At 71.4% G+C, this 19,450-nt stretch carries 20 protein-coding genes and 1 pseudogene; 14 read left to right on the plus strand and 7 right to left on the minus strand.

Annotation, left to right across the window (positions count from 1 at the left end; all coding sequences use genetic code 11):
* Together AC08OU_RS11095 and AC08OU_RS11100 are read left to right on the plus strand one after the other, a co-directional pair.
* Positions 1-522: universal stress protein (locus AC08OU_RS11095; protein WP_476604836.1), on the plus strand; the 522-nt coding region annotated here is incomplete at its 5' end.
* A 320-nt stretch (positions 523-842) separates the two neighbouring features.
* A complete protein-coding gene (locus AC08OU_RS11100; RefSeq protein ID WP_476604837.1) occupies positions 843-1,742 on the plus strand; it encodes a universal stress protein in 900 nt (299 codons plus the stop codon).
* Positions 1,743-1,797: 55 nt separating this feature from the next.
* Here AC08OU_RS11100 and AC08OU_RS11105 read toward each other — a convergent pair whose 3' ends face one another.
* Positions 1,798-1,983, minus strand: coding sequence for a phosphatase PAP2 family protein (locus tag AC08OU_RS11105; protein WP_476604838.1), 186 nt, complete (start codon positions 1,981-1,983; stop codon positions 1,798-1,800).
* 161 nt (positions 1,984-2,144) lie between these two features.
* Complete coding sequence (locus AC08OU_RS11110) at positions 2,145-2,618, minus strand: Hsp20/alpha crystallin family protein (protein WP_476604839.1); 474 nt, start codon at positions 2,616-2,618, stop codon at positions 2,145-2,147.
* A gap of 300 nt (positions 2,619-2,918) precedes the next feature.
* Here AC08OU_RS11110 and AC08OU_RS11115 point away from each other — a divergent pair, with 300 nt between their 5' ends.
* The 3 genes from AC08OU_RS11115 to AC08OU_RS11125 all read left to right on the plus strand — a co-directional run bounded on the left by AC08OU_RS11115 (position 2,919) and on the right by AC08OU_RS11125 (position 4,620).
* Positions 2,919-3,188 (plus strand): DUF1876 domain-containing protein, encoded by a 270-nt coding sequence (locus AC08OU_RS11115; RefSeq protein WP_476604840.1) that lies wholly within the window; start codon positions 2,919-2,921, stop codon positions 3,186-3,188.
* 74 nt (positions 3,189-3,262) lie between these two features.
* Positions 3,263-4,174 (plus strand): class I fructose-bisphosphate aldolase, encoded by a 912-nt coding sequence (locus AC08OU_RS11120; protein ID WP_476604841.1) that lies wholly within the window; start codon positions 3,263-3,265, stop codon positions 4,172-4,174.
* 2 nt (positions 4,175-4,176) lie between these two features.
* A complete protein-coding gene (locus AC08OU_RS11125; protein ID WP_476604842.1) occupies positions 4,177-4,620 on the plus strand; it encodes a nuclear transport factor 2 family protein in 444 nt (147 codons plus the stop codon).
* Positions 4,621-4,644: 24 nt separating this feature from the next.
* Here AC08OU_RS11125 and AC08OU_RS11130 read toward each other — a convergent pair whose 3' ends face one another.
* From AC08OU_RS11130 to AC08OU_RS11140, 3 genes are all read right to left on the minus strand, one after another.
* Complete coding sequence (locus tag AC08OU_RS11130; protein WP_476604843.1) at positions 4,645-5,112, minus strand: hypothetical protein; 468 nt, start codon at positions 5,110-5,112, stop codon at positions 4,645-4,647.
* 377 nt (positions 5,113-5,489) lie between these two features.
* Positions 5,490-6,287, minus strand: coding sequence for a slipin family protein (locus AC08OU_RS11135; protein WP_476604844.1), 798 nt, complete (start codon positions 6,285-6,287; stop codon positions 5,490-5,492).
* 169 nt (positions 6,288-6,456) lie between these two features.
* Positions 6,457-7,086: a hypothetical protein gene (locus tag AC08OU_RS11140; protein ID WP_476604845.1), complete on the minus strand. Its 630-nt coding sequence runs from the start codon at positions 7,084-7,086 to the stop codon at positions 6,457-6,459.
* Between the two features lie 280 nt (positions 7,087-7,366).
* Here AC08OU_RS11140 and AC08OU_RS11145 point away from each other — a divergent pair, with 280 nt between their 5' ends.
* Positions 7,367-9,160, plus strand: a complete 1,794-nt coding sequence (locus tag AC08OU_RS11145) for a sensor histidine kinase (RefSeq protein WP_476604846.1) — start codon at positions 7,367-7,369, stop codon at positions 9,158-9,160.
* A 32-nt stretch (positions 9,161-9,192) separates the two neighbouring features.
* Here the strand turns inward: AC08OU_RS11145 and AC08OU_RS11150 are convergent, their stop codons facing one another.
* Positions 9,193-10,104 (minus strand): universal stress protein, encoded by a 912-nt coding sequence (locus AC08OU_RS11150; RefSeq protein ID WP_476604847.1) that lies wholly within the window; start codon positions 10,102-10,104, stop codon positions 9,193-9,195.
* 190 nt (positions 10,105-10,294) lie between these two features.
* Positions 10,295-11,245, minus strand: coding sequence for a universal stress protein (locus AC08OU_RS11155; protein WP_476604848.1), 951 nt, complete (start codon positions 11,243-11,245; stop codon positions 10,295-10,297).
* A gap of 174 nt (positions 11,246-11,419) precedes the next feature.
* Between AC08OU_RS11155 and hypF the strand changes: the two genes are divergently transcribed.
* The 8 genes and pseudogenes from hypF to AC08OU_RS11195 all read left to right on the plus strand — a co-directional run.
* The gene (gene hypF, locus AC08OU_RS11160; RefSeq protein WP_476604849.1) at positions 11,420-13,750 is read left to right on the plus strand and encodes a carbamoyltransferase HypF; all 2,331 of its coding nucleotides are present in this window, start codon (positions 11,420-11,422) and stop codon (positions 13,748-13,750) included.
* Entirely contained in the window at positions 13,747-14,055 is a 309-nt protein-coding gene (locus tag AC08OU_RS11165; RefSeq protein ID WP_476604850.1) for a HypC/HybG/HupF family hydrogenase formation chaperone, read from the plus strand. The genes hypF and AC08OU_RS11165 overlap by 4 nt, the downstream gene beginning before the upstream one ends.
* The gene (hypD, locus tag AC08OU_RS11170) at positions 14,052-15,197 is read left to right on the plus strand and encodes a hydrogenase formation protein HypD (RefSeq protein ID WP_476604851.1); all 1,146 of its coding nucleotides are present in this window, start codon (positions 14,052-14,054) and stop codon (positions 15,195-15,197) included. The genes AC08OU_RS11165 and hypD overlap by 4 nt, the downstream gene beginning before the upstream one ends.
* The gene (hypE, locus tag AC08OU_RS11175) at positions 15,194-16,297 is read left to right on the plus strand and encodes a hydrogenase expression/formation protein HypE (RefSeq protein ID WP_476604852.1); all 1,104 of its coding nucleotides are present in this window, start codon (positions 15,194-15,196) and stop codon (positions 16,295-16,297) included. Before hypD ends, hypE begins: the two co-directional genes overlap by 4 nt.
* A gap of 122 nt (positions 16,298-16,419) precedes the next feature.
* On the plus strand, positions 16,420-17,586 hold the full coding sequence (locus AC08OU_RS11180; protein ID WP_476604853.1) for a 4Fe-4S dicluster domain-containing protein: 1,167 nt from the start codon (positions 16,420-16,422) through the stop codon (positions 17,584-17,586).
* Positions 17,583-18,449 (plus strand): FAD/NAD(P)-binding protein, encoded by an 867-nt coding sequence (locus AC08OU_RS11185; RefSeq protein WP_476604854.1) that lies wholly within the window; start codon positions 17,583-17,585, stop codon positions 18,447-18,449. Before AC08OU_RS11180 ends, AC08OU_RS11185 begins: the two co-directional genes overlap by 4 nt.
* Complete coding sequence (locus AC08OU_RS11190) at positions 18,449-19,237, plus strand: NADH-quinone oxidoreductase subunit B family protein (protein ID WP_476604855.1); 789 nt, start codon at positions 18,449-18,451, stop codon at positions 19,235-19,237. Before AC08OU_RS11185 ends, AC08OU_RS11190 begins: the two co-directional genes overlap by 1 nt.
* A pseudogene (locus tag AC08OU_RS11195) lies at positions 19,221-19,450 on the plus strand (Ni/Fe hydrogenase subunit alpha); the annotation flags it as partial. The gene AC08OU_RS11190 and the pseudogene AC08OU_RS11195, both read left to right, overlap by 17 nt.

Consider the following 19,450-nt stretch of genomic DNA (forward strand, 5'->3'; position numbering starts at 1 on the left):
GTCACGGCGACGGTGACCGCCCGGGCGCATTGCCCAGTCGTCGTCGTGCGCGGGACGGCGGAGCACCCGCCCGGCCCCCGCCACCCCGTCGTCGTCGGCGTGAACGCTCTGCCAGGGGCGCGGGTCCCGCTCGGCTTCGCCGCGGACGCCGCCGCCCGCGCCGGCGCGCCCCTCGTCGTGGTCTGCGCGTGGCGGCCCGGGGTGCTCAGGTCGTGGGAACACGCCGCGCGTCAGGACATCTTCAGCGACCTCGAGGTTGACGAGTCCCTGCGGCACGCCGCGGAGACGACGGCCCGGGACGCGGCCGGACTGGCCCAGCGTCTGCATCCGCGCATGGAAATCACGTCGCGTGCGCTTGCCGGATGGCCGGAGGGGGTCCTCGGCGACGCCGCCCACGATGCCGGGCTCCTCGTGCTCGGCTCGCGGGGCCGCGGCAAGCTGACCAGTCTCATGACCGGATCCACCAGTCACGGGGTGATCCGAACCGCTCCGTGCCCGGTCGCCATCGTTCGTGCGCACTGAGCACGAGCCTGGCCGGTCGTCGCCAGGAGATCGCGACGGTGTCGTCGACAAGGACCACGCCATGCGGCACGCCGCGAACTGCCGAAGCTCCTCGAGAGGCACCGCCTTGCCGTTCCGCCCGGTCCACTCGTCCAGGGCACTCTCGTCGTCCAGGGCACTCTCGTCGTCCAGGGCGGCAACGTACCGAGGCTGTAGATCGCGCGGCACGCCAGACGTGGTAGGCGATCAGGACCCTGCGGCGGACCTTCGGCCCTGGTGAGGGCCAGGCTCCCGCGTCAGCCTTGCATGTGAAGATGCCAAGCTCGTCCAAGGAGGCCGCGATGACTACGGGCACAGGGCGGATCGTGGTCGGGTACGACGGATCCGCGGCGGCGGAGACGGCGCTGGACTGGGCAGCAGCCGAGGCGGCAACGCGGGAAGTCCCACTGACCGTGGTCCACGCCGTCGATCTCCCGGAATTCATGGCGGACGCCACCAAGGGCGCGCGCGGGGTGGTTCGCGGTGCGTTCGCGGCGGCGGAGGCGATCACGGAGTCCGGTGTCGAACGTGCCCGCAAGGCGGTCGACAACCATCTGATCACGTCGGAGACCGCGCGAGGACCGGCCGCCAAGCTGCTGGTGGATGCGTCGTGTGATGCGAGCATGGTCGTTGTCGGGACAAGCAGCCGAGGAGAGATCTCCGGCTTCCTGCGGGGGTCGACGGCCTTCGCCGTCGCCGTCCACGCACGCTGCCCGACAATCGTGGTCAGGGGTGCGGCCGAGCGGCCCCCCGGCCCCGACAGGCCGGTCGTGGTCGGTGAGGACGGGTCTCCCGAATCCCTGGCGGCCCTCCGGTTCGCCGCAGACGTGGCCGTCGCCGCCGGCGCCCCGTTGTGGGTGGTCACCGCCTGGCAGCCAGCGCTGGTCGACGCCTGGCAGTTGCTCTCCGGTCCACCGGACCGGCGCGACCTGGACCTCCACAACGCAATGCGGCAGGCCGCTCTGGAGACTGCCCGTGGGGGCGTGCGCCTGGCCTCGGACCTGCATCCGGACCTCGACGTCATTCACTGTGCGGTCCCCGGCGCGCCGTCGGAGGTTCTGTCCGACGCGGCGACCGGGGCGGGACTACTGGTCGTCGGCACCAGAGGACGCAGCGGCATCGCCAGCCTCGTCGTCGGATCCGTCAGCCGTGCCGTGATCAGCAGCGCCCCCTGCCCTGTCGCCGTCGCGAGGTCGACGTAGGCGCCCTGGGTTCGCCCACGTTTTCGGTGTGCTTATGCGTTTCCGCTACCCGGAATCACACCAAATACGTGGGCGAACCTCGGCCGTGAACCGTGGGTCTCGCCAAAGGCATCGCCAGACCGAGGATGCGCAGCCACACTCGCCGACCCGCGGCGGCGTACAGTGCCAATCCGATCACGAGATTCCATCCGACGTGCAGGCCGGGCATCGCGGCGTACTGGTTGGTGAGCGCGACCGGCACCTGCCATACGAGCCTCGGATAGAGGCAAGGACCCCGAGACGCACGGGTGAAATCGTGTAGTCGGCTGATTGTGGTGTGTCAGATCGAAGCCGCAAAGGTCCCGCCCGCAGCCGTCACACAAGGGTTGCAGACGGGACCGTGCGGCCCAGCCGGGTCAGGCTTCAGGTCGTACCGGACGTGGCCGGCTCGCCCGCGGAGGCCGGTTCGGCCGCCGGAGTGGTCGCCACGACGGGGACCCGCCTGGTCACCGGCCGCTGCCCTCCGGTCAACCCGACCCGGACGAGCAGGATGCCGTCGGCGTACGACGCCGTGATGGCGTTCTCGTCGGCGCCGGTGGGCAACGTCACGCTGCGCGTGAAGGCGCCGTAGCGGAACTCAGAACGCTGGCCTTCCACACGCTCATGACGACGCCGCGCCGTGACAGTGAGAACTCCGTCCGCGACAGTCACCTCGACATCCTTCGAGGGATCCACTCCGGGAAGTTCTGCCCGCAGGATGTAGTGCCCCTCCTCCACGCAGTCCTCCAGGCGAATTCCGTCGTACACGGTCATGGTCGGATCCGCCGAAAGCATCCGTACCTCCCGGTCGAGCCACCCGAGCAGCTCGCCGAACATCGGACGGCCTCGCTTCACCATGGTTGTCATCGTCATCACCTCCGGCGGGTTCCGTGGATCCCGCCACTCCAGTACACACCCGGCCGCCTGGAGCGGGCAGGGCCATTGGGCCCCACCGCTCGGGCCCTTGGGACCTCTCCCAATCCCGGCCAGCTGGGGCACGGCCATTCGGGCCGCGGTGGGCTCACCGGCCGACCGCCGGCCGACCCCAGTGGCCGCGCCGGTTCGGAAATGGATCCCTTCCCGGCCGCCACCGGGACTTATGTCCCTTAACCAATCCCGCGCCGCGGTGGAGAGTGGAGTCACGGACGAGGAGGTCACATGAACATGAAGCGCTGGAACGTCGGAATCATCATCGACGAGCATGAAACCCAGGACATCACACGCGCCGAGGCACGGCTGCACACCAACGACGAGACCCGGCTGATCGGTCACGGCACCGCCCGACGCAATTCCGGCGACGCCGACGTCCCGGAGATCGGAGACGAACTCGCCGCCGCCCGCGCGCTGTCCGACTTGGCGCACCAGCTCCTGGAAGCGGCAGCCGACGACGTCCGGCAGGTGACCGGCCAGCGAGTGCGCCTCCCCTGAATAGCCAACACCGGCACCCGCGCCGGAGCACCTGTGAAGCCTCCGGCTTCGCGACACCAGGAGGTGTGTCTGCGATGACAGAACGAACCGCGGAGCGACCGGTGACCCGGACTGGACTCGCCGAGCTGGGCTTGAGCACCGGCAAGAAGGCCAGGCTGCACCGGATCCTGTACGAACACGGATTGCGGAACGGTAGGGCGATCCTCCTGCCCTACGACCAGGGCCTGGAGCACGGGCCGCGGGACTTCTTCGCCAACCCGGTCGCCTGCAACCCTCGATACATCCTGCAACTGGCCATCGAGGGCGGCTTCAACGGCATCGCCATTCAGATCGGCCTTGCGGAGAAGTTCTACTGGGACTTCGCCGGTGAGGTACCGCTGATCCTCAAACTCAACGGCAAGACCGACATCCCGCCCGACGGCGAGGCCCTGTCTCCGGTTCATGCGACCGTCGAGGACGCCGTCCGGCTCGGTGCGGACGCGGTCGGCTACACCCTCTATGTCGGAACCCCCGCACAGGGGCAGGACTTCGCCCAGTACCGGCAGGTTCGCGCCGACGCGCACCGCCTGGGCATGCCACTGATCGTGTGGGCCTACCCCCGCGGATCCGCGATCGAGGCCAAAGGCGGCAAGGACTCCTTCTACGCCGTCGACTACGCCGCGCGCACGGCCAGCGAACTCGGTGCCGACGTCGTAAAGGTCAACTTTCCGCACCCTGAGAAGCGCGCGGGCGTGAAGGCGCAGTACGACGCCGAATTCACCAGCCAACAGGCCATCGACGCCGTCGTCCGGTCCGGGAACCGCACTCTGTTGCTGGTCTCCGGTGGCGAGAAGGCCGGTGACGAGGCGATGCTCGACAAGGCCCGGCAAGCCATCGCCGCGGGCGCCACCGGCCTCATCTTCGGCCGGAACGTCTGGCAGCGAGATCGGGTCGACTCCCTACGGTTCGTCGACCGGCTCAAGGAGATTCTCGCCAAGGAGGGATAAGCATGTCCGCCGACATCGACGCCGTCCAGACGTTCCTTGCGCAGTATGGCAAGGCTCTCGCGGCAGGCGATGCGAGAGCTGTCGCCTCCTGCTACGCCCCGCCCGCCCTGTTCGTGGACGACGACGGCGCCAGCGCCGCGTTGACCCGCGACGAACTCACCACATCCTTCCGCTGTCTCGCCGAGCAGCACCACAATGCGGGGCTGCACGAAGCCACACCGATCCTGACGCGTATGGAACTCCTGAGCGCGGAGCTTGTCAGCCTGGACGTCGATTGGATCGGGCTGGACGAGACCGGCCGGCCGTCAGGACGCCGGGAGTTCTACCGCTACGTCCTGCGCCATCGTCAGGGGGAATTCTCGATTCAGGCAGTCATCAGGAAGAGCCAATCAGTTCTTCCGCACCACGGCGGTGTGACAGGGAGAAACCAGGAAACCCGCGCATGAACGGAAGGTGAAGGGCGGCGTCCGTCAACGCGATTCCGGGAGCTGTCCGTTGCCTGTCCCGAGGAGCCGGACCAGCCAGATGGCGCGGCGCCGCGTCGACCGGTGGTACCGCCAACGGTCCACGAATGGCTCGATCCCGTCCACCGTCGCCACGTCGTGCAGATGCGCCTCCGACATCCACATGCCCTCCACCAGCAGCATGGTCAGGCGGGCTGCCACGGCCAGCGGGGCGTCGTCGGAACGCGACAGCTTCCGCAGGGGAACAACCACCGCAAATGACACCCGCGCCGAGAGCGCGGCACACAGGGCCACCGGTGCCGCGGAGTCGCTCGAGCCGACGGTCTCAAGGAGACCGGGCAGTGCGGCGTCAAGGCGGCGGACATGCACCGCGGGCAAGGGAATGTGCGGGTAGGCGGCCAGCACCCCGTCCGTCAGGGCCAGCGTCGCCAGCGCCGCGGTGGGCCCGGCCGCGTCATGCAGAACCGAGTCCACCAGCCCCGACATTGTCGCGTCACGACTCCCCCCGAAGCGCCGTGCCGAGCCGGCGACGACCGCACGGTGGCAGGTTCCTGGTCGAGATTTCGTCGGAATACTCACGCGGTTCTCCGTCCCCCGGTACCGGTCACGAACTGAGTAGGTCCCGTGTACCGAACGTGACGCTACGGACGGCTCCCCGCGGCGGCATAGAGTCGAAGGTCCCGGCACGCCCGGCAGCTACCGCCTGCGGACGGCGAGCCGTCGCCGGTTCGATGGGCCGGACGCGGGATCGGATGTCGCGGCCGGCCCCTCAGGACCTGGGAAACCGCAGCGCTGATCCGATGAGGCGTTCGGAGGTGCCAACCCGCTGGACATCGGGTCAGGCCCCCGACTCAAGGCCCGGCCGCGACGACGCCGTTGGCCTGTGGTGCGTGCTCTGGCGTCTCCAGCACCGGCTCCTGGGTTTCGCGGTCGACCCGCTCGGCGCCGATGAAGCGCGACGCGGCTCGGGCGCTGTCGAGGAACTGGGCCGGGAACACGATGGTCGAGTTCTTCTCCACCGCGATCTCCCCCAGCACCTGGAGGTTCCGGAGTTGCAGGGCGATTGGGTGATGGGCCATGACGTCGGCTGCCTCGGCCAGCCGGCCGGCGCTGAGGGCTTCGCCCTCGGCAGCGATGATCTTCGCGCGCTTTTCCCGTTCCGCCTCGGCCTGGCGGGCCATTGCCCGCTGCATCGTCTGGGGCAGCTCGATGTCCTTCAGCTCGACCAGGAGCACCGAGACACCCCACTGCTCCGTGGTCCGGTCGAGGATCTCCTTGATCGACTCGTTCAGGGTCTCGGTGTTGCTGAGCACCTGATCCAGCATCGAGCGGCCGACGACGTTCCGGACCGTGGTCTGGGCGATCTGGTTGACCGCCGACGCCACATCCTCGATCTCCACGATCGACTTCACCGGGTCGACCCGTCGGAAGTACGCGACGGCGGCCACGCCGATGGACACGTTGTCCTGGGTGATGACCTGCTGCGACTGGATCGGCATGGTCACCGTTCGCAGGCTGACCTTCCGCATCCGGTCCACCAGCGGGATCATGAACCGGATCCCCGGGTCCCGGCAGTCGCGGACCCGCCCCAGGCGGAACACGACCCCGCGCTCGTACTGTCGAACGATCGCGATACCGAGACTGGCCATGGTGAACCTCCTTGGACTACCCGTCCCGCTACCGGGGCAGGGTTCGCGATCGCCGCCGGGGCCCGGCGGCGCGGTCGCTCCGACCTCAGCCTGACGACCATGACGGGACGATGGCATGAGCCATACGTCCCTGATGCCAGGGCCCTAGTGCCGAATCGGCGGGACCGGCTCACGCACCCGACGCGCGACGAGGCCGGTGGTTCGCCCAGGGGTCGGGGCGGGCGGGCGCGGACCGCCGCGCAGCCGTCGCGGCCGCGGTGATCACTGCGATGCCGAGACCCAGGAGGCCGAGCGCGAACGGTGTGAACACCACCGTCAGGACCGGGAGTTCCTCACCCACCGCGACCTCGGTGCCAGACATGTCGCCCGTCGCCGTGACGGTGTAGGTGCCGGAGCTAGGCGCGCGGAACGACGCCATCGCGGTGGCGCTGCGCTCCGGAGTCTCGTAGGTGAGCTCGTCCGTGTACGGCACCAGGGGCACAGCGTCACCGCTGGGGCCGGTCACGGTGATCGAGCCGCTCTCAGTCGGTTCGGTGTCGAGCCCCTCGGCGTAGATCACCAGCGTCGTCGGCTCATCGACGGTCACGGTCACGGTTCCGGGCACCGGGGTGCGAGCGAAGTCCTCGACCGTCTGCTGGAGCCAGACCAGGCCGGCGAAGAAGGCGAGGAAGGCAGCCACGACGGCCCCGACGGCGATGGCGCCGGCCACCCAGTAGCCGGCCATCGACGGCCGGCGCCGCGAAGGCGGCGAAACCGGTGCCGGGGCGCGCGGGCGGTTCGGAAAGGTGGCGGTGGTCATGACGACCTCCTTTCGGGCCTGTCTGCAAGGGTTGCGGCAGGCGCCGTGCGGAACGGGCGTGATCTCCATGACCGGCCGCCTCCGTCCGCCGGGAACGCGCACAGTCCGCGCATCCCACGTTGCCCCTGCTCGAGAAGCGCCAACAGAGGCGAACGGCCCGTAGCACGAGCACCGGGAGAACGCATCTGGGACCGTCGGTTCACCGGTTGGAAGCGAGACCGCCACCCTTGGGGCCTGTCCCGCCGGGAAGCCGGCACCTACTATCTTGATCAGGTCAGAAATGTCTGTCCTGGACGTCAGACATGTCCAAGCGGAAGGGGCACCCCTGACTGATTCAGCGGGTCGGAGTCCGGGGCGCGAGGCGACCGCGTCCGGTCTGGGTCGGCTGCGACTCGACACGCTGCTGCAGGAGCTGATCGGCCGGGCCGAGGACATCCTCGATGTTGAGGATCGGCTACACCGCCTGCTGGACGCGGTCGTCTCGGTCGCGACGGACCTGAGCCTGCCGGACACGCTGCGCCGGATCGTCGAACTCGCCGCCGACCTGGCCGGAGCTCAGTACGCGGCGTTGGGCGTCCTGGGACCCGAGGGAGGCCTTGTCGAATTCATCACCGTGGGCATCGACCCTCACACCCGGGCGGGAATCGGCGATCTGCCCAGCGGCAAGGGCATCCTCGGCCTCCTCATCGAGGAGCCGAGCCCGATCCGGCTACCGAACCTCGCCGAGCATCCGTCCTCGGCCGGTTTCCCACCCAACCACCCGCCGATGACCTCATTCCTCGGCGTACCGGTCAGAGTGCGCGGCGCCGCATTCGGCAACCTCTACCTCACCGAGAAGCGCGGCGAGGGCGAATTCACCGCACGCGATGAGGACGTCGTCGTCGCTCTCGCAGCCGCCGTCGGCATCGCGATCGAGAACTCGCGCCTGTTCGAGGAAACCCACCGCCGGGAGCAGTGGCTCGGCGCCGCCACAGAGGTCACCGCCCAGTTACTCGCCGGAGCCGAAGCCGCGACCACCACGGATCTCGTGGTGGCAAAGGCGGCCGAGATCGCCGCCGCGGACCTGACGATCCTGTTCCTGCGGCGCGAGGACAACGTCTTCACGGTGAACGCGGCGCACGGCGGCGACCTCCCGGCATTCGACGGCGCCACCTACCTGCCGGTGGAACCGGTCGCCTCGGCCGTACTCGGGAACGAGCGCCCACTGCGGCTTCCACCCGGGACCGAGGCCTTCATACCGGCGCACGGCGAGGCCATCGAGCCGGTCCGGTGCACCGGCCCCACGCTGCTCGTTCCGCTCGTCACGGGAGCCGGCCTCGTGGGGGTGCTGGCCGCGGTCCGCGCACAGGGCACCACGCCCTTCACCGAGGGGGACGTCCGCATGGTGGACGCCTTCGCCGGGCACGTCGCCCTGGCAGTGGAGTTCCTGCGCGCCTCGGCCGACCGGCAACGGCTGGCCGTCCTGGAGGATCGCGACAGGATCGCCCAGAACCTGCACGACCTGGTGATCCAGCGTCTGTTCGCCGTCGGACTCGGCCTCCAAGGCATGGCGTCCCTGGTGCCCTCGCCGCACGTGGCGGCGAAGCTCTCCACCTACGTCGACGACCTCGACACGACGATCCACGCCATCCGGCAGACCATCTTCTCCCTCCAGGAACCTCCGGACCGCTCCACGGGCCTGCGGGGTGACATCGTCCGCGTCGTCTCCGAGGCGTCGCGGGCGCTCGGTTTCGAACCGCTCCTGACGATGCAGGGCCCGATCGACTCCGTCGTCCCCGGGGCGGTCGCTCCGGAACTGCTCGCCGTGCTGCGCGAAGCTCTCAGCAACGTCGCGCGACACGCGCGTGCCACCCGCGCCGAGGTGCGGCTCGCGGTCGAGACGAGCACCTCGACACTGGCCCTGGCGGTCGAGGACGACGGCCGGGGTCCGGGATCCGCCCCCACCACCGGCGGTCAAGGCATCCGCAACATGGCCGCAAGGGCACACCGGCTCGGGGGAACATGCACGCTGGCCCCCCGGCCGGAAGGCGGGGCACGGCTCACCTGGACGGCATCGTTCACCGACCCGACCTAATGAGCCCGTCTTGGAAACGGGCTCTGAGCGGATCAGGCTCCGCCGGGAGTGTGGACGACGGCCACGGGGGAACGGGCGTGTCTCACCAGACCGTCGCTGACGGAGCCCAGAAGCACCCCGGTGAAGCCTCCGTGCCCACGGGACCCGACGACGACCAGACCTGCCTCACCACTCTTCTCGATCAGGCTGCGCAACGGATTGTTGCCGCGAACGGTCCATACCCGGACCTCGACGTCCGGGTACTTCTCCCGCCACCCGGCGACGGCGCCGGCGAGCATCTGCTCCACCTCATGCTGCGCTTGGCGCGGGAGGTCCGGCCACTGGTCCCGGGGTCCGGGATCGTGCATGGCGGGGATGTCCCAGACGTGGCAGACGACCAGGGCCACGCCACGCGATGCTGCCTCGTCGAAGGCGAACGCCATGGCCGGGTCGCTGGAGGCCGAACCGTCCACGCCGACGAGGACGGGCCCGGTTCCGGGCGCCCGCCAGCCCTTCTGCTCGCCGAGCGGCTGCGGGGGTCGAAGGACGACGACGGGTCCCTTCGCGTGCATCGCGACGCGAGAGCTCACGGATCCTGCGAGCAGGCCGTCGAAGCCGCCGCGCCCGCGGGCCCCCACCACGGTCAGCACCGATGTCCTGGATCTGCGGACGAGGATGTCGGCCGGGCTCCCGAGCACCACCGTCCCGTCGACGTCCACGTCGGACGACGTAGCGCTCGCATGTTCGACGGCCGCGTCCACGAGTTTCTGGGCCTGGGTGCGCGCGTCCGGATTGTCGTAGGCGACGTCGAACACCCCGAACACCGCCGGCGGGAGGTAACCGTGGACCAGGCGCAGCGGTGAGTGCCGCCGTCGCGCCTCCCACAGGCCGTAGACAAGGGCGCGCTCGCTCTCCGGCGATCCATCGATTCCGACCACGACCGGGCGGCGATTCCTGACGCTCACGCTGATCACCTCTTGCTTCGAGCTGTGACGCCTCGTACCTCCAGCTTCGCGCATCACTCCCACGAAGACATGGGCCCTTCGACCCGCCCCGGGGCGCCGGATGTCCCGACCGATCCGCGGAGCACCGAGGCTCGGAGGGAAAGCCTCGGTGCTCGCCTGCGCCGGCGAGGACCGCCGGCGGTTCTGGGTGTCATTCCCCGATGGTGGCCGGTTCCATGACGCCGTCCTCGGCATCGAGCCGGATGCCGGTGGGGCGGGTCACGACGACCGGGCATGGCGAGGCGTGGATCACGGCCTGGCTCACGGACCCGAGCAGCAGGGTGCCGAACCCGCCGCGCCCGCGGGACCCGACGACGAGCAGGCCCGCGCCCGTCGCGACGGTGGGCAGGGACTTGGCGGGTGCCCCCTCGGCGACCATGACCCGAACCTCCAGCTCCGGGCGCAGGTCGCGAGCCGATGCCGCGGCAGCCGCGGCGATCCGCTGCGCGTGCTGGCGTTCGGCGGCGTCGTGGGTGCGGTTCGGGTAGCTGGACGCGTACGCCGATGCCCAGGCGTTCGTCGAGGCCGGCGTCCAGGAGCAGACGACCGTGAGCGGTGCCCGTGCCCGGGATGCTTCGTCGGCCGCGAACCGCAGTGCCGCCGCGGCCGACAGGGAACCGTCGACGCCGACGACGACCGGATGCCCCGGGCCCGCCGCGATGCTTCCCTCGCCGTGGACGACGACTGCCGGGCAGTGCGCATGGGCCGACACGGTGAACGCCACCGACCCCAGCAGGACACCGGCGACGAAACCATGACCGCGCGAACCCACCACCACCAGGTCCGCGTGACGCGACGCGTCGACCAGAACCGAGGCCGCGGATCCCATCCGCGAGACCGCACGCACGTCGAGTCCCGGAGCCACCGTGCCGACGAGCTGAGCGCCGTGCTGGGCGAGTTCTGCGACGCTGTGCTGCGCGTCCTCGGCGAGCCAGGGAGAGACTCCGCCGGGCCAGCTGGCCAACCCCGCATAGTCCAGGACGGACATGACCGTCAGCGGGACAGTGCGGCGAGCAGCCTCCGTGGCCGCCCACCGGATCGCTTCCTTCGCGGGCTCCGAACCGTCATACCCGACGACCACACCCCGAAGTTGATCGTTCATCTCGTCCTCCGCGTCCTTGCTGGACTCCTGCCGCGTCCATCCCAGAGTCGCCCACCCCTGGCCACCACGTCAGGGGCGAAGGCCCTGCGTCGCCGGACCTTCGCCTCTGGTCATGAAGGAGGTCCAGGAGTGAGCTGGTGTGTGACGACACAGGCATCGTCCTTGGAGGCTGCCATGACTGCCGCGGCCGCCCGCATCGAGGTACGCGGCACCGTGCAGGGCGTGGGCTTCCGCCCGTTCGTGTACCGCCTCGCGACCGATCTCGGACTCCGCGGGGACGTGCGCAATGCCGGCGGGTCCGTCGTGATCCGCGCAGCGGGTCCACCGGCCGCGCTCACCGCGCTCGCCGAGGGGTTGGTGACCGGTGTGCCACCGCTGGCGCGGGTCCACGAGCTCGTGGTCACCGATCTCGCGACTCCACCACGCCTGCCCGCGGGCTTTCACGTGGCTACCAGTGGGCGGGCGAGCGGCGCCGTCCGGCAGATCCCGCCCGACGTCGCGCCGTGCCCCTCCTGCCTGGCGGAGATCGCCGACCCGCACGATCGCCGGTTCCGGTACCCGTTCACGAACTGCGTGGACTGCGGTCCCCGCGCGACGATCATCGACGATCTCCCGTACGACCGCGACCGCACGGCCATGCGCGGGTTCCCGCTGTGCGCCGCGTGCGAGGCCGAGTACGAGGACCCGGCCAACCGCCGGTTCCATGCCGAGCCGGTGGCCTGCCCGGCGTGCGGACCCACCCTGTCCTGGTACCCGGCGCCAGCCGGGCCGGAAACCGGGCTGACGAGTGACCTCGCCCTGCGAGCCTGCGAGCGCGCCGTGACCGCCGGTGGCGTGGTCGCCGTCAAGGGCGTGGGCGGGTACCAGCTGGTGTGCGACGCATCCGACGCGGCCGCGGTCGCCCGGCTGCGGCTCGTCAAAGGCCGCCCCCGCAAGCCGTTCGCCGTGATGCTGCCGGACCTGGCGGCCGCCGCGCGGATCGCCTCCGTCGGCGACGCCGAGGCAGGACTGCTCACCAGCCCGGCCCGTCCCATCGTGCTGATGCGGCCGCGGCCCGGTGTCCCCATCACAGCGGGGGTCGCCCCCGGCCTGCGCGAGCTGGGCATCTTCCTGCCGTCCAGCCCGCTGCACCACCTTCTGTCGACGGACCTGGGACGCCCGCTGGTGGTGACCAGCGGCAACCGGGGCGACGAACCGATCATCATCGACGACGACCACGCCCGCGCCGTCCTCAGCCTCCTGACGGACGGCGTCCTGACCCACGACCGGCCGATCCGATCCCGCTACGACGACTCGGTCCGGCGCGTGGTCGCCGGTAGCCCGCTGACGATTCGCCGCGCCCGCGGGCAGGCACCCACCCCGCTTCCGTTACCGTCCGCCGCCCCCGAGCCGGTGCTCGCCGTCGGCGCCCAGCTCAAACACACCGGCGCGCTCGCCGTCGGCGATCGGGCCATCGTCGGCCCGCACACCGGGAACCTCGGCGATGCCGACACCAACGCGGCATTCGTCGAGGGCATGGCGGAACTCTGCCGGATCCACGACGTGGATCCCGCGGTCGTCGCGCACGACCTGCACCCTCGGTACCAGTCCACGCAGCACGCCCGCCACTGGCCGGCCGAGCGGCGGATCGCCGTACAGCACCATCACGCGCACGTGGCGGCGACCGCGGCTGAGCACGGGGTGACCGGACCGTTCATCGGCGTCGCCTACGACGGGCTCGGCCTCGGGGATGACGGCACCCTCTGGGGTGGCGAGGTGCTGCTGGCCGGCTACCTCGGCTACCGCCGGCTGGCCCGGTTCGCGACCGCGCCGCTCCCCGGCGGTGAGGCGGCGGTGCGCCGCCCTGCGCGGATGGCGCTGGGATACCTCTTCGGAAGCGAGCCGCTGGGATCCGGTGGGCCGGCGGACCAGCCCGGGGACGAGACCGCCTGGTACCTGGCCGGTGACCTCGTGGAGCGGCTGCCCGCGCGGGAGGTCGACGCGGTACGGGCCATGGTGACCCGCGGCATCAACTGCCCGGCGGCATCCAGCGCCGGTCGCCTGTTCGACGCCGCCGCCAGCCTGCTCGGCCTGTGCGACGACGCCGGGTACGAGGGTGAGGCCGCCGTCCTGCTGGAGGCAGCAGCCTCCGATCACGACGGCGCCCCGGCGCTGCAGTGGCGGCTCGCACGCCGCGGCGACCTGTGGGTGTACGACCCCCGGCCGACCCTTCGCCACCTCCTCGCCAGCGCCGCCTCCGGTACCGACGTCGCGGCGGCACGCTTCCACACCACCCTCGCCGAGGTGACCGTGGCGCTCGTGTCCCGGGCAGCCGAGGAGACCGCGGTCCGCCAGGTGTGCCTGGGTGGTGGCGTCTTCCAGAACCGGCTCCTCACCGCTGCCGTGGTGGGGCAGCTGCGCGCCGGCGGGTTCGAGGTGTTCGTCGGGCAGGACGTGCCGCCGGGGGACGGCGGGATCAGCTACGGCCAGGCGGCCATAGCCGCCGCCCGGACCGGGAAGGGGTGACCGACGTGTGCCTCGGAATTCCGGGCCAGATCCTGGACCGCCGCCAGCCGGACGACGCCGCGGGCCTGCCGGTCGGAACGGTCGACTTCGGCGGGATCCGCCGTGAGGTGTGCCTGGCCTACACGCCGGACGCGGCGGTGGGTGACTACGTCGTCGTCCACGTCGGGTTCGCCATCTCCCGCGTGGACGAGGAGGAGGCCGCGCGCACCCTCGCGGTGATTCGGGCCATCCCGGACGCCATCGAGACCGAGCTGGGGCCGGTTCCGGAGGTCCGCGACGAAGATCCCGGCCGGAGCACCCCGTGAAGTACCTCGACGAGTACCGCGACCCCGAACTGGCCCGCCGGTTGCTGACCGAGCTCGGAACCGTCGTCACCCGACCGTGGACGATCATGGAGGTGTGCGGCGGCCAGACGCACACGATCGTCCGCCAAGGGATCGACGACCTGCTGCCCACCGGCGTCCGCATGATCCACGGGCCGGGATGCCCTGTGTGCGTGACCCCGATGGAGATGGTGGACAGGGCGGTCGAGGTGGCGGCCCGACCCGAGGTGATCTTCACCAGCTACGGCGACATGCTGCGGGTGCCGGGTACCAGCGGCGACCTGCTCGGCGTGAAGGCCCGCGGCGGCGACGTCCGCGTCGTCTACACCCCCCTCGACGCCGTCCGCATCGCCGCCGCCAACCCGGGCAGGGAGGTGGTGTTCTTCGCCGTCGGCTTCGAGACGACGGCGCCGGCCAACGCCATGGCGATCCAGCACGCCGCGGCCGCCGGGATCGGCAACTTCTCCGCGTTGGTCAGCCACGTGCTCGTGCCTCCCGCGATCGCCGCCATCCTTCGGTCGCCCCGCAACCAGGTCCAGGCCTTCCTCGCGCCGGGACACGTGTGCGCGGTGATGGGCTGGACGGAGTACGAACCGATCGCGGCCTCGTACCGGGTACCGATCGTCGTCACCGGCTTCGAGCCCCTCGACCTGCTCGGGGGGATCCTGATGGCCGCGCGGCAACTGGAGGAGGGCCGGGCCGAGGTCGAGAACCAGTACGTGCGGGCCGTGTACCGCAGCGGCAACGCGGCGGCACAGGCAGCGATGCGCGAGGTGTTCGAGGTCTGCGACCGGACCTGGCGCGGCATCGGGCCGATCCGGGCCAGCGGCCTGCGGCTGCGCGAACGCTACGCGGCTTTCGACACCGAGCGCCGCTTCGCGGTGGACGGCATCCGCACCCGGGAGCACCCGGACTGCATCGCCGGCGAGATCCTCCAGGGAACGAAGCTGCCGACGCAGTGCGGCGCGTACCGCGCACGCTGCACTCCCCGGACCCCGCTCGGCGCACCGATGGTCTCCAGCGAGGGCACCTGCGCCGCCTTTCACAACGCCGGCCGGATCAGGCAGCAGCCGGCCGGCCCGGGATCGACCCCGCCCGCGCCCACACCCGCGGAGGAACGATGACCATCAACCCGCATCCCCCGCCGATCATGCAATCCGCGCCGGGCGCCGAGCCCGCGGGCGACCCGCTGGGCGCCGCCTGTCCCGCGACGCGGCCCGAGACCGAGCGGGTGCTGCTCGGCCACGGCTCGGGTGGCCAGCTCATGGCCGAACTGCTGCGGGACCTGATCGGACCCGCGCTCGGCACCACCGGCCCGCTCGAGGACGCCGCCGTGCTCCAGACGTCCGCCGGTGAGGTCGTGATCAGCACCGACAGCTTCGTCGTGACGCCCAGGTTCTTCCCCGGCGGCGACATCGGCTCCCTGGCGGTGCACGGGACGGTGAACGACCTCGCGATGCGGGGCGCGCAACCGGTCGCCCTGTGCCTCGCCTACGTCCTGGAGGAGGGTCTCCCGCTCGAGGAACTGCGCGGGATCACCGAGTCGGTCGCCGCGGCGGCGCGGGCGGCCGGCGTCCCCGTGGTCACGGGCGATACCAAGGTGGTCGAGCGGGGCGGCGCCGACGGCCTCTACGTGACGACGACCGGACTCGGCGTCCGGATCGGTGGGATCGACCCGTCCGCGGCGAAGGGGCGGCCCGGTGACGTCGTGGTCCTCTCCGGAGACATCGGCCGGCACGGGACGGCGATCCTTTCCGCCCGCGAGGGTCTCGGCTTCGACACCGAGATCACCTCGGACAGCCGCCCGCTGCACCGGCTCGTGGCGGCCATGCTCGCGGCCGGCGGGACCGGCGTGCACGCCCTGCGTGACCCGACCCGCGGCGGAGTCGCGACAGCCCTCAACGAACTGGCCGAGGCGTCCGGCGTGGCGATCGAGATCGAGGAGGCGCGGTTGCCCGTTCCGGCCGCCGTCGCCTCCGCCTGCGACCTGCTCGGACTGGACCCGCTGCACGTCGCGAACGAGGGCTGCCTCGTCGCACTGGTCGACCCCGCGGCCTCCGACGCCGTGCTCGCGGCCATGCGCGCGTTGCCCGAGGGGGTGCAGGCCGTCGCCGTCGGGCGGTTGCTGCCGTCTCCCCACGGACAGGTCACGGCGCGGACGCTGGTCGGCTCGCGCCGGATGGTCGACGTCCTGGTCGGTGAACAACTGCCGCGCATCTGCTGACGCGCACCTGCCGGCCCCAGCGACCCGGAAGTCCCGGGACGACCGGGCATTTCGCCCCTGGCCGCCGGGCGCCGCCGCACGAATCGTGGACGGTGCCGGAACGCGTGACTCGGGAGGGCGCGATGAGCCCCAGGACGGCATCCGATGCGGTGATCGGCGTGACCGCTCTCGGCACGCTCGTGGAACTCCTCCGCGGCGAGGGATACACCGTGATCGGACCCACCGTCCGGGAGGGCGCGATCGTGCTCGCGGAGCTCTCGACCGCGGCCGAGTTGCCCGCCGGCTGGACGTCGCGTACCGCGCCCGGGCGGTACCGGCTGGAACGGCGCGCCGACGAGGCCGTGTTCGGGCATTCGGCCGGTCCCCAGTCGTGGAAGGCGTTCCTGCACCCGGCCCGGCGGCGCATACTCAGCGTGGACGGCGACGCGACGCCGCGGTTTCGCCCGGACGACGAGCCACAGCCTCGTCTGGCGTTTCTCGGCGTCCATCCCTGCGACCTGGCCGCGATCGGCGTCCTGGACCGGGTGCTGGCCCATGGTGCGTACCCGGACCCGCAGTACACGGCCAGGCGCGACGGTGTCTTCATCGTCGTCGCCAACTGCACCGAACCAGGCGAAGCCTGCTTCTGCGTCTCGATGGGCGGCGGGCCCAGGGCCGACGCCGGCTTCGACCTCTCCCTCACCGAGCGCCTCGACGGCGACGTCCACCGGTTCCTGGCCGAGGCCGGTAGCCCGGCAGGCGAGCGGGTGCTCGCGGCGCTCCCCCACCGGGAGGCCGTCGCGGCCGACCGCGCCACCGCCGACGCGGACCTGAGCGCCGCGGCCGGCCGCATGGGCAGGCAGATGCCGGGGGCCGACGTGCGCCGGTTGCTCGCGGACAGCCGCGAGTCACCGCGCTGGAGCGACGTCGCGTCCCGCTGCCTCGGCTGCGCCAACTGCACCATGGTCTGCCCCACCTGCTTCTGCACCACCACCGAGGACGTGACCGACCTGACCGGCGACCACGCCGAGCGCTGGGAACGCTGGGACTCCTGCTTCACCCCCGGCTTCTCCTACATGCACGGCGGCGAGGTGCGCAGCTCCACCGCGAGCCGCTACCGGCAGTGGATGAGCCACAAGCTGAGCACCTGGTACGACCAGTTCGGCAGCTCGGGCTGCGTCGGGTGCGGCCGGTGCATCGTGTGGTGCCCCGTGGGCATCGACATCACCGAGGAGGCCGCCCGGCTCGCCGCCGAACGCGACGAAGCCGTCCTCGGAACGTGGGACCAGGCACGCGGGGAGCCGGCATGACCGCGGCCGCGGCCCTCGCGCACGACGGCGCCCGTCCGGCCGACCCGATGACGCCCACGCCGTACACGGTCGTCCACCGCCGGCGGGAGACCCACGACACGGCCACGCTGTGGCTGGCCCCCCTGCGGCAGCGGCTCCCGCGATTCCTGCCAGGGCAGTTCACGATGCTCCACGCCCCCCGGGTGGGCGAGATCCCCGTGTCGATCAGCGGCGACCCGTCGGCCGACGACGGCCTCCTGGTGCAGACCATCCGGGCCGTCGGCGCGGTGAGCCGCGCCCTCCACGACGCCCCCGTAGGCCGGACCGTCGGCGTGCGGGGCCCCTTCGGCACCCACTGGGATCTGACCGGCGCGGAGGGCCGCGACCTGGTCGTCGTCGGCGGCGGGTGCGGGCTGGCACCGCTTCGCCCGGTGCTTCTCGGCGCCATGGCCGAACGCGTGCGGTTCCGCCGCATCCTGGCCGTGCTCGGCGCGCGGACACCGGGTGACCTGGTGTTCGCGGACGAGATCGACGGCTGGGCCGCGCGGGCGGACGTCGACGTCGTCAGCATCGTCGACGAGTCCGAGCCCGGCTGGCCCGGCCCGGTCGGCCTGGTCACCAGCCCGCTGGCGGACGCCGCTCTCGACCCCGCGCACGCCACCGCCTTTCTGTGCGGCCCGGAAGCAATGATCTACCACGCGGCGAGACTGCTGCTGCACCGCGGCGTCCCGGCTCACCGGATCCACGTCTCCCTCGAACGCTCGATGAAATGCGGGATCGGCCGGTGCGGGCACTGTCAGCTCGGTCCACTGCTGCTGTGCCGGGACGGGCCGGTCCTGACCTACGAGGCGGCGGCGCCTCTGCTGGCCGTCCGGGAGTTGTGATGAGCGAAGCGAAGCCCCCGCCGACGCTCGCGGTCTGGAAGTTCACCTCGTGCGACGGTTGCCAGCTGACCCTGCTCGATTGCGAGGACGAACTGCTCACCATCGCCGAGCGGCTACGGATCGTGCACTTCACCGAGGCGACCAGCGCGACGCAACCGGGTCCGTACGACGTGTCGCTCGTGGAAGGCTCCGTCACCACGCCCGACGAGCTCGACCGGATCCGCCACGTCCGCGAGCAGTCCCGGGTGCTCGTGGCGATCGGCGCCTGCGCGACCGCCGGAGGCATCCAGGCGCTGCGCAATCTCGCCGACGTCGACGAGTTCCGCTCCGTCGTCTACGCCCGCCCGGAATACGTCACCACCCTGGCCACGGCCACCCCGATCGGGGCGCACGTGCCCGTGGACTACGAGCTCCGCGGTTGCCCGATCGACAAACGCCAGCTGATCGAGCTCATCTCCGCCCTGCTGGCCGGACGCCGCCCGGACCTGCCCGACTCCAGCGTGTGCACCGAGTGCAAACGCCGCGGGCTGACGTGCGTCCTGGTCGCCGACGGCATTCCCTGCCTCGGCCCCGTCACCCACGCCGGATGCGGGGCACTCTGCCCCGCCTACCGCCGCGGCTGCTTCGGCTGCTTCGGCCCGCTGGATGCGCCGAACCTGCCCGCGCTCACCCGCCGGCTCGTGAACCTCGGAATGCCCGCGGCGGACGTCCACCGCGTGTCCCGCACCTTCAACGCCGCCGCCCCCGCCTACACCTCGTCAGGAGACCGCGATGAGCCACCGAGCTAACCGCAGGCTCCGCGTCGGCGCCATCGCCCGCGTCGAGGGCGAGGGAGCGCTACGGGTGAACCTGCACGACGGCGCCGTCCAGACGGTGGAGCTCAACATCTACGAGCCCCCACGGTTCTTCGAGGCACTGCTGCGCGGCCGCCCCTACACCGACCCTCCGGACCTGACCGCGAGGATCTGTGGCATCTGTCCCGTCGCCTACCAGATGAGCGC

This window comes from Frankia sp. CcMO1, from assembly GCF_977945845.1.

What these genes read in the sequence shown, in the direction of transcription:
- AC08OU_RS11180 (WP_476604853.1), top strand. Translation starts at nt 16,420, where the DNA reads ATGAGCCCCAGGACGGCATCCGATGCGGTGATCGGCGTGACCGCTCTC.
- AC08OU_RS11185 (WP_476604854.1), top strand. Translation starts at nt 17,583, where the DNA reads ATGACCGCGGCCGCGGCCCTCGCGCACGACGGCGCCCGTCCGGCCGAC.
- hypE (WP_476604852.1), top strand. Translation starts at nt 15,194, where the DNA reads ATGACCATCAACCCGCATCCCCCGCCGATCATGCAATCCGCGCCGGGC.
- AC08OU_RS11120 (WP_476604841.1), top strand. Translation starts at nt 3,263, where the DNA reads ATGACAGAACGAACCGCGGAGCGACCGGTGACCCGGACTGGACTCGCC.
- AC08OU_RS11110 (WP_476604839.1), bottom strand. Translation starts at nt 2,618, where the DNA reads ATGGTGAAGCGAGGCCGTCCGATGTTCGGCGAGCTGCTCGGGTGGCTC.
- hypF (WP_476604849.1), top strand. Translation starts at nt 11,420, where the DNA reads ATGACTGCCGCGGCCGCCCGCATCGAGGTACGCGGCACCGTGCAGGGC.
- AC08OU_RS11190 (WP_476604855.1), top strand. Translation starts at nt 18,449, where the DNA reads ATGAGCGAAGCGAAGCCCCCGCCGACGCTCGCGGTCTGGAAGTTCACC.
- AC08OU_RS11125 (WP_476604842.1), top strand. Translation starts at nt 4,177, where the DNA reads ATGTCCGCCGACATCGACGCCGTCCAGACGTTCCTTGCGCAGTATGGC.
- AC08OU_RS11100 (WP_476604837.1), top strand. Translation starts at nt 843, where the DNA reads ATGACTACGGGCACAGGGCGGATCGTGGTCGGGTACGACGGATCCGCG.
- AC08OU_RS11155 (WP_476604848.1), bottom strand. Translation starts at nt 11,245, where the DNA reads ATGAACGATCAACTTCGGGGTGTGGTCGTCGGGTATGACGGTTCGGAG.
- AC08OU_RS11115 (WP_476604840.1), top strand. Translation starts at nt 2,919, where the DNA reads ATGAACATGAAGCGCTGGAACGTCGGAATCATCATCGACGAGCATGAA.
- AC08OU_RS11145 (WP_476604846.1), top strand. Translation starts at nt 7,367, where the DNA reads ATGTCTGTCCTGGACGTCAGACATGTCCAAGCGGAAGGGGCACCCCTG.
- AC08OU_RS11140 (WP_476604845.1), bottom strand. Translation starts at nt 7,086, where the DNA reads ATGACCACCGCCACCTTTCCGAACCGCCCGCGCGCCCCGGCACCGGTT.
- AC08OU_RS11135 (WP_476604844.1), bottom strand. Translation starts at nt 6,287, where the DNA reads ATGGCCAGTCTCGGTATCGCGATCGTTCGACAGTACGAGCGCGGGGTC.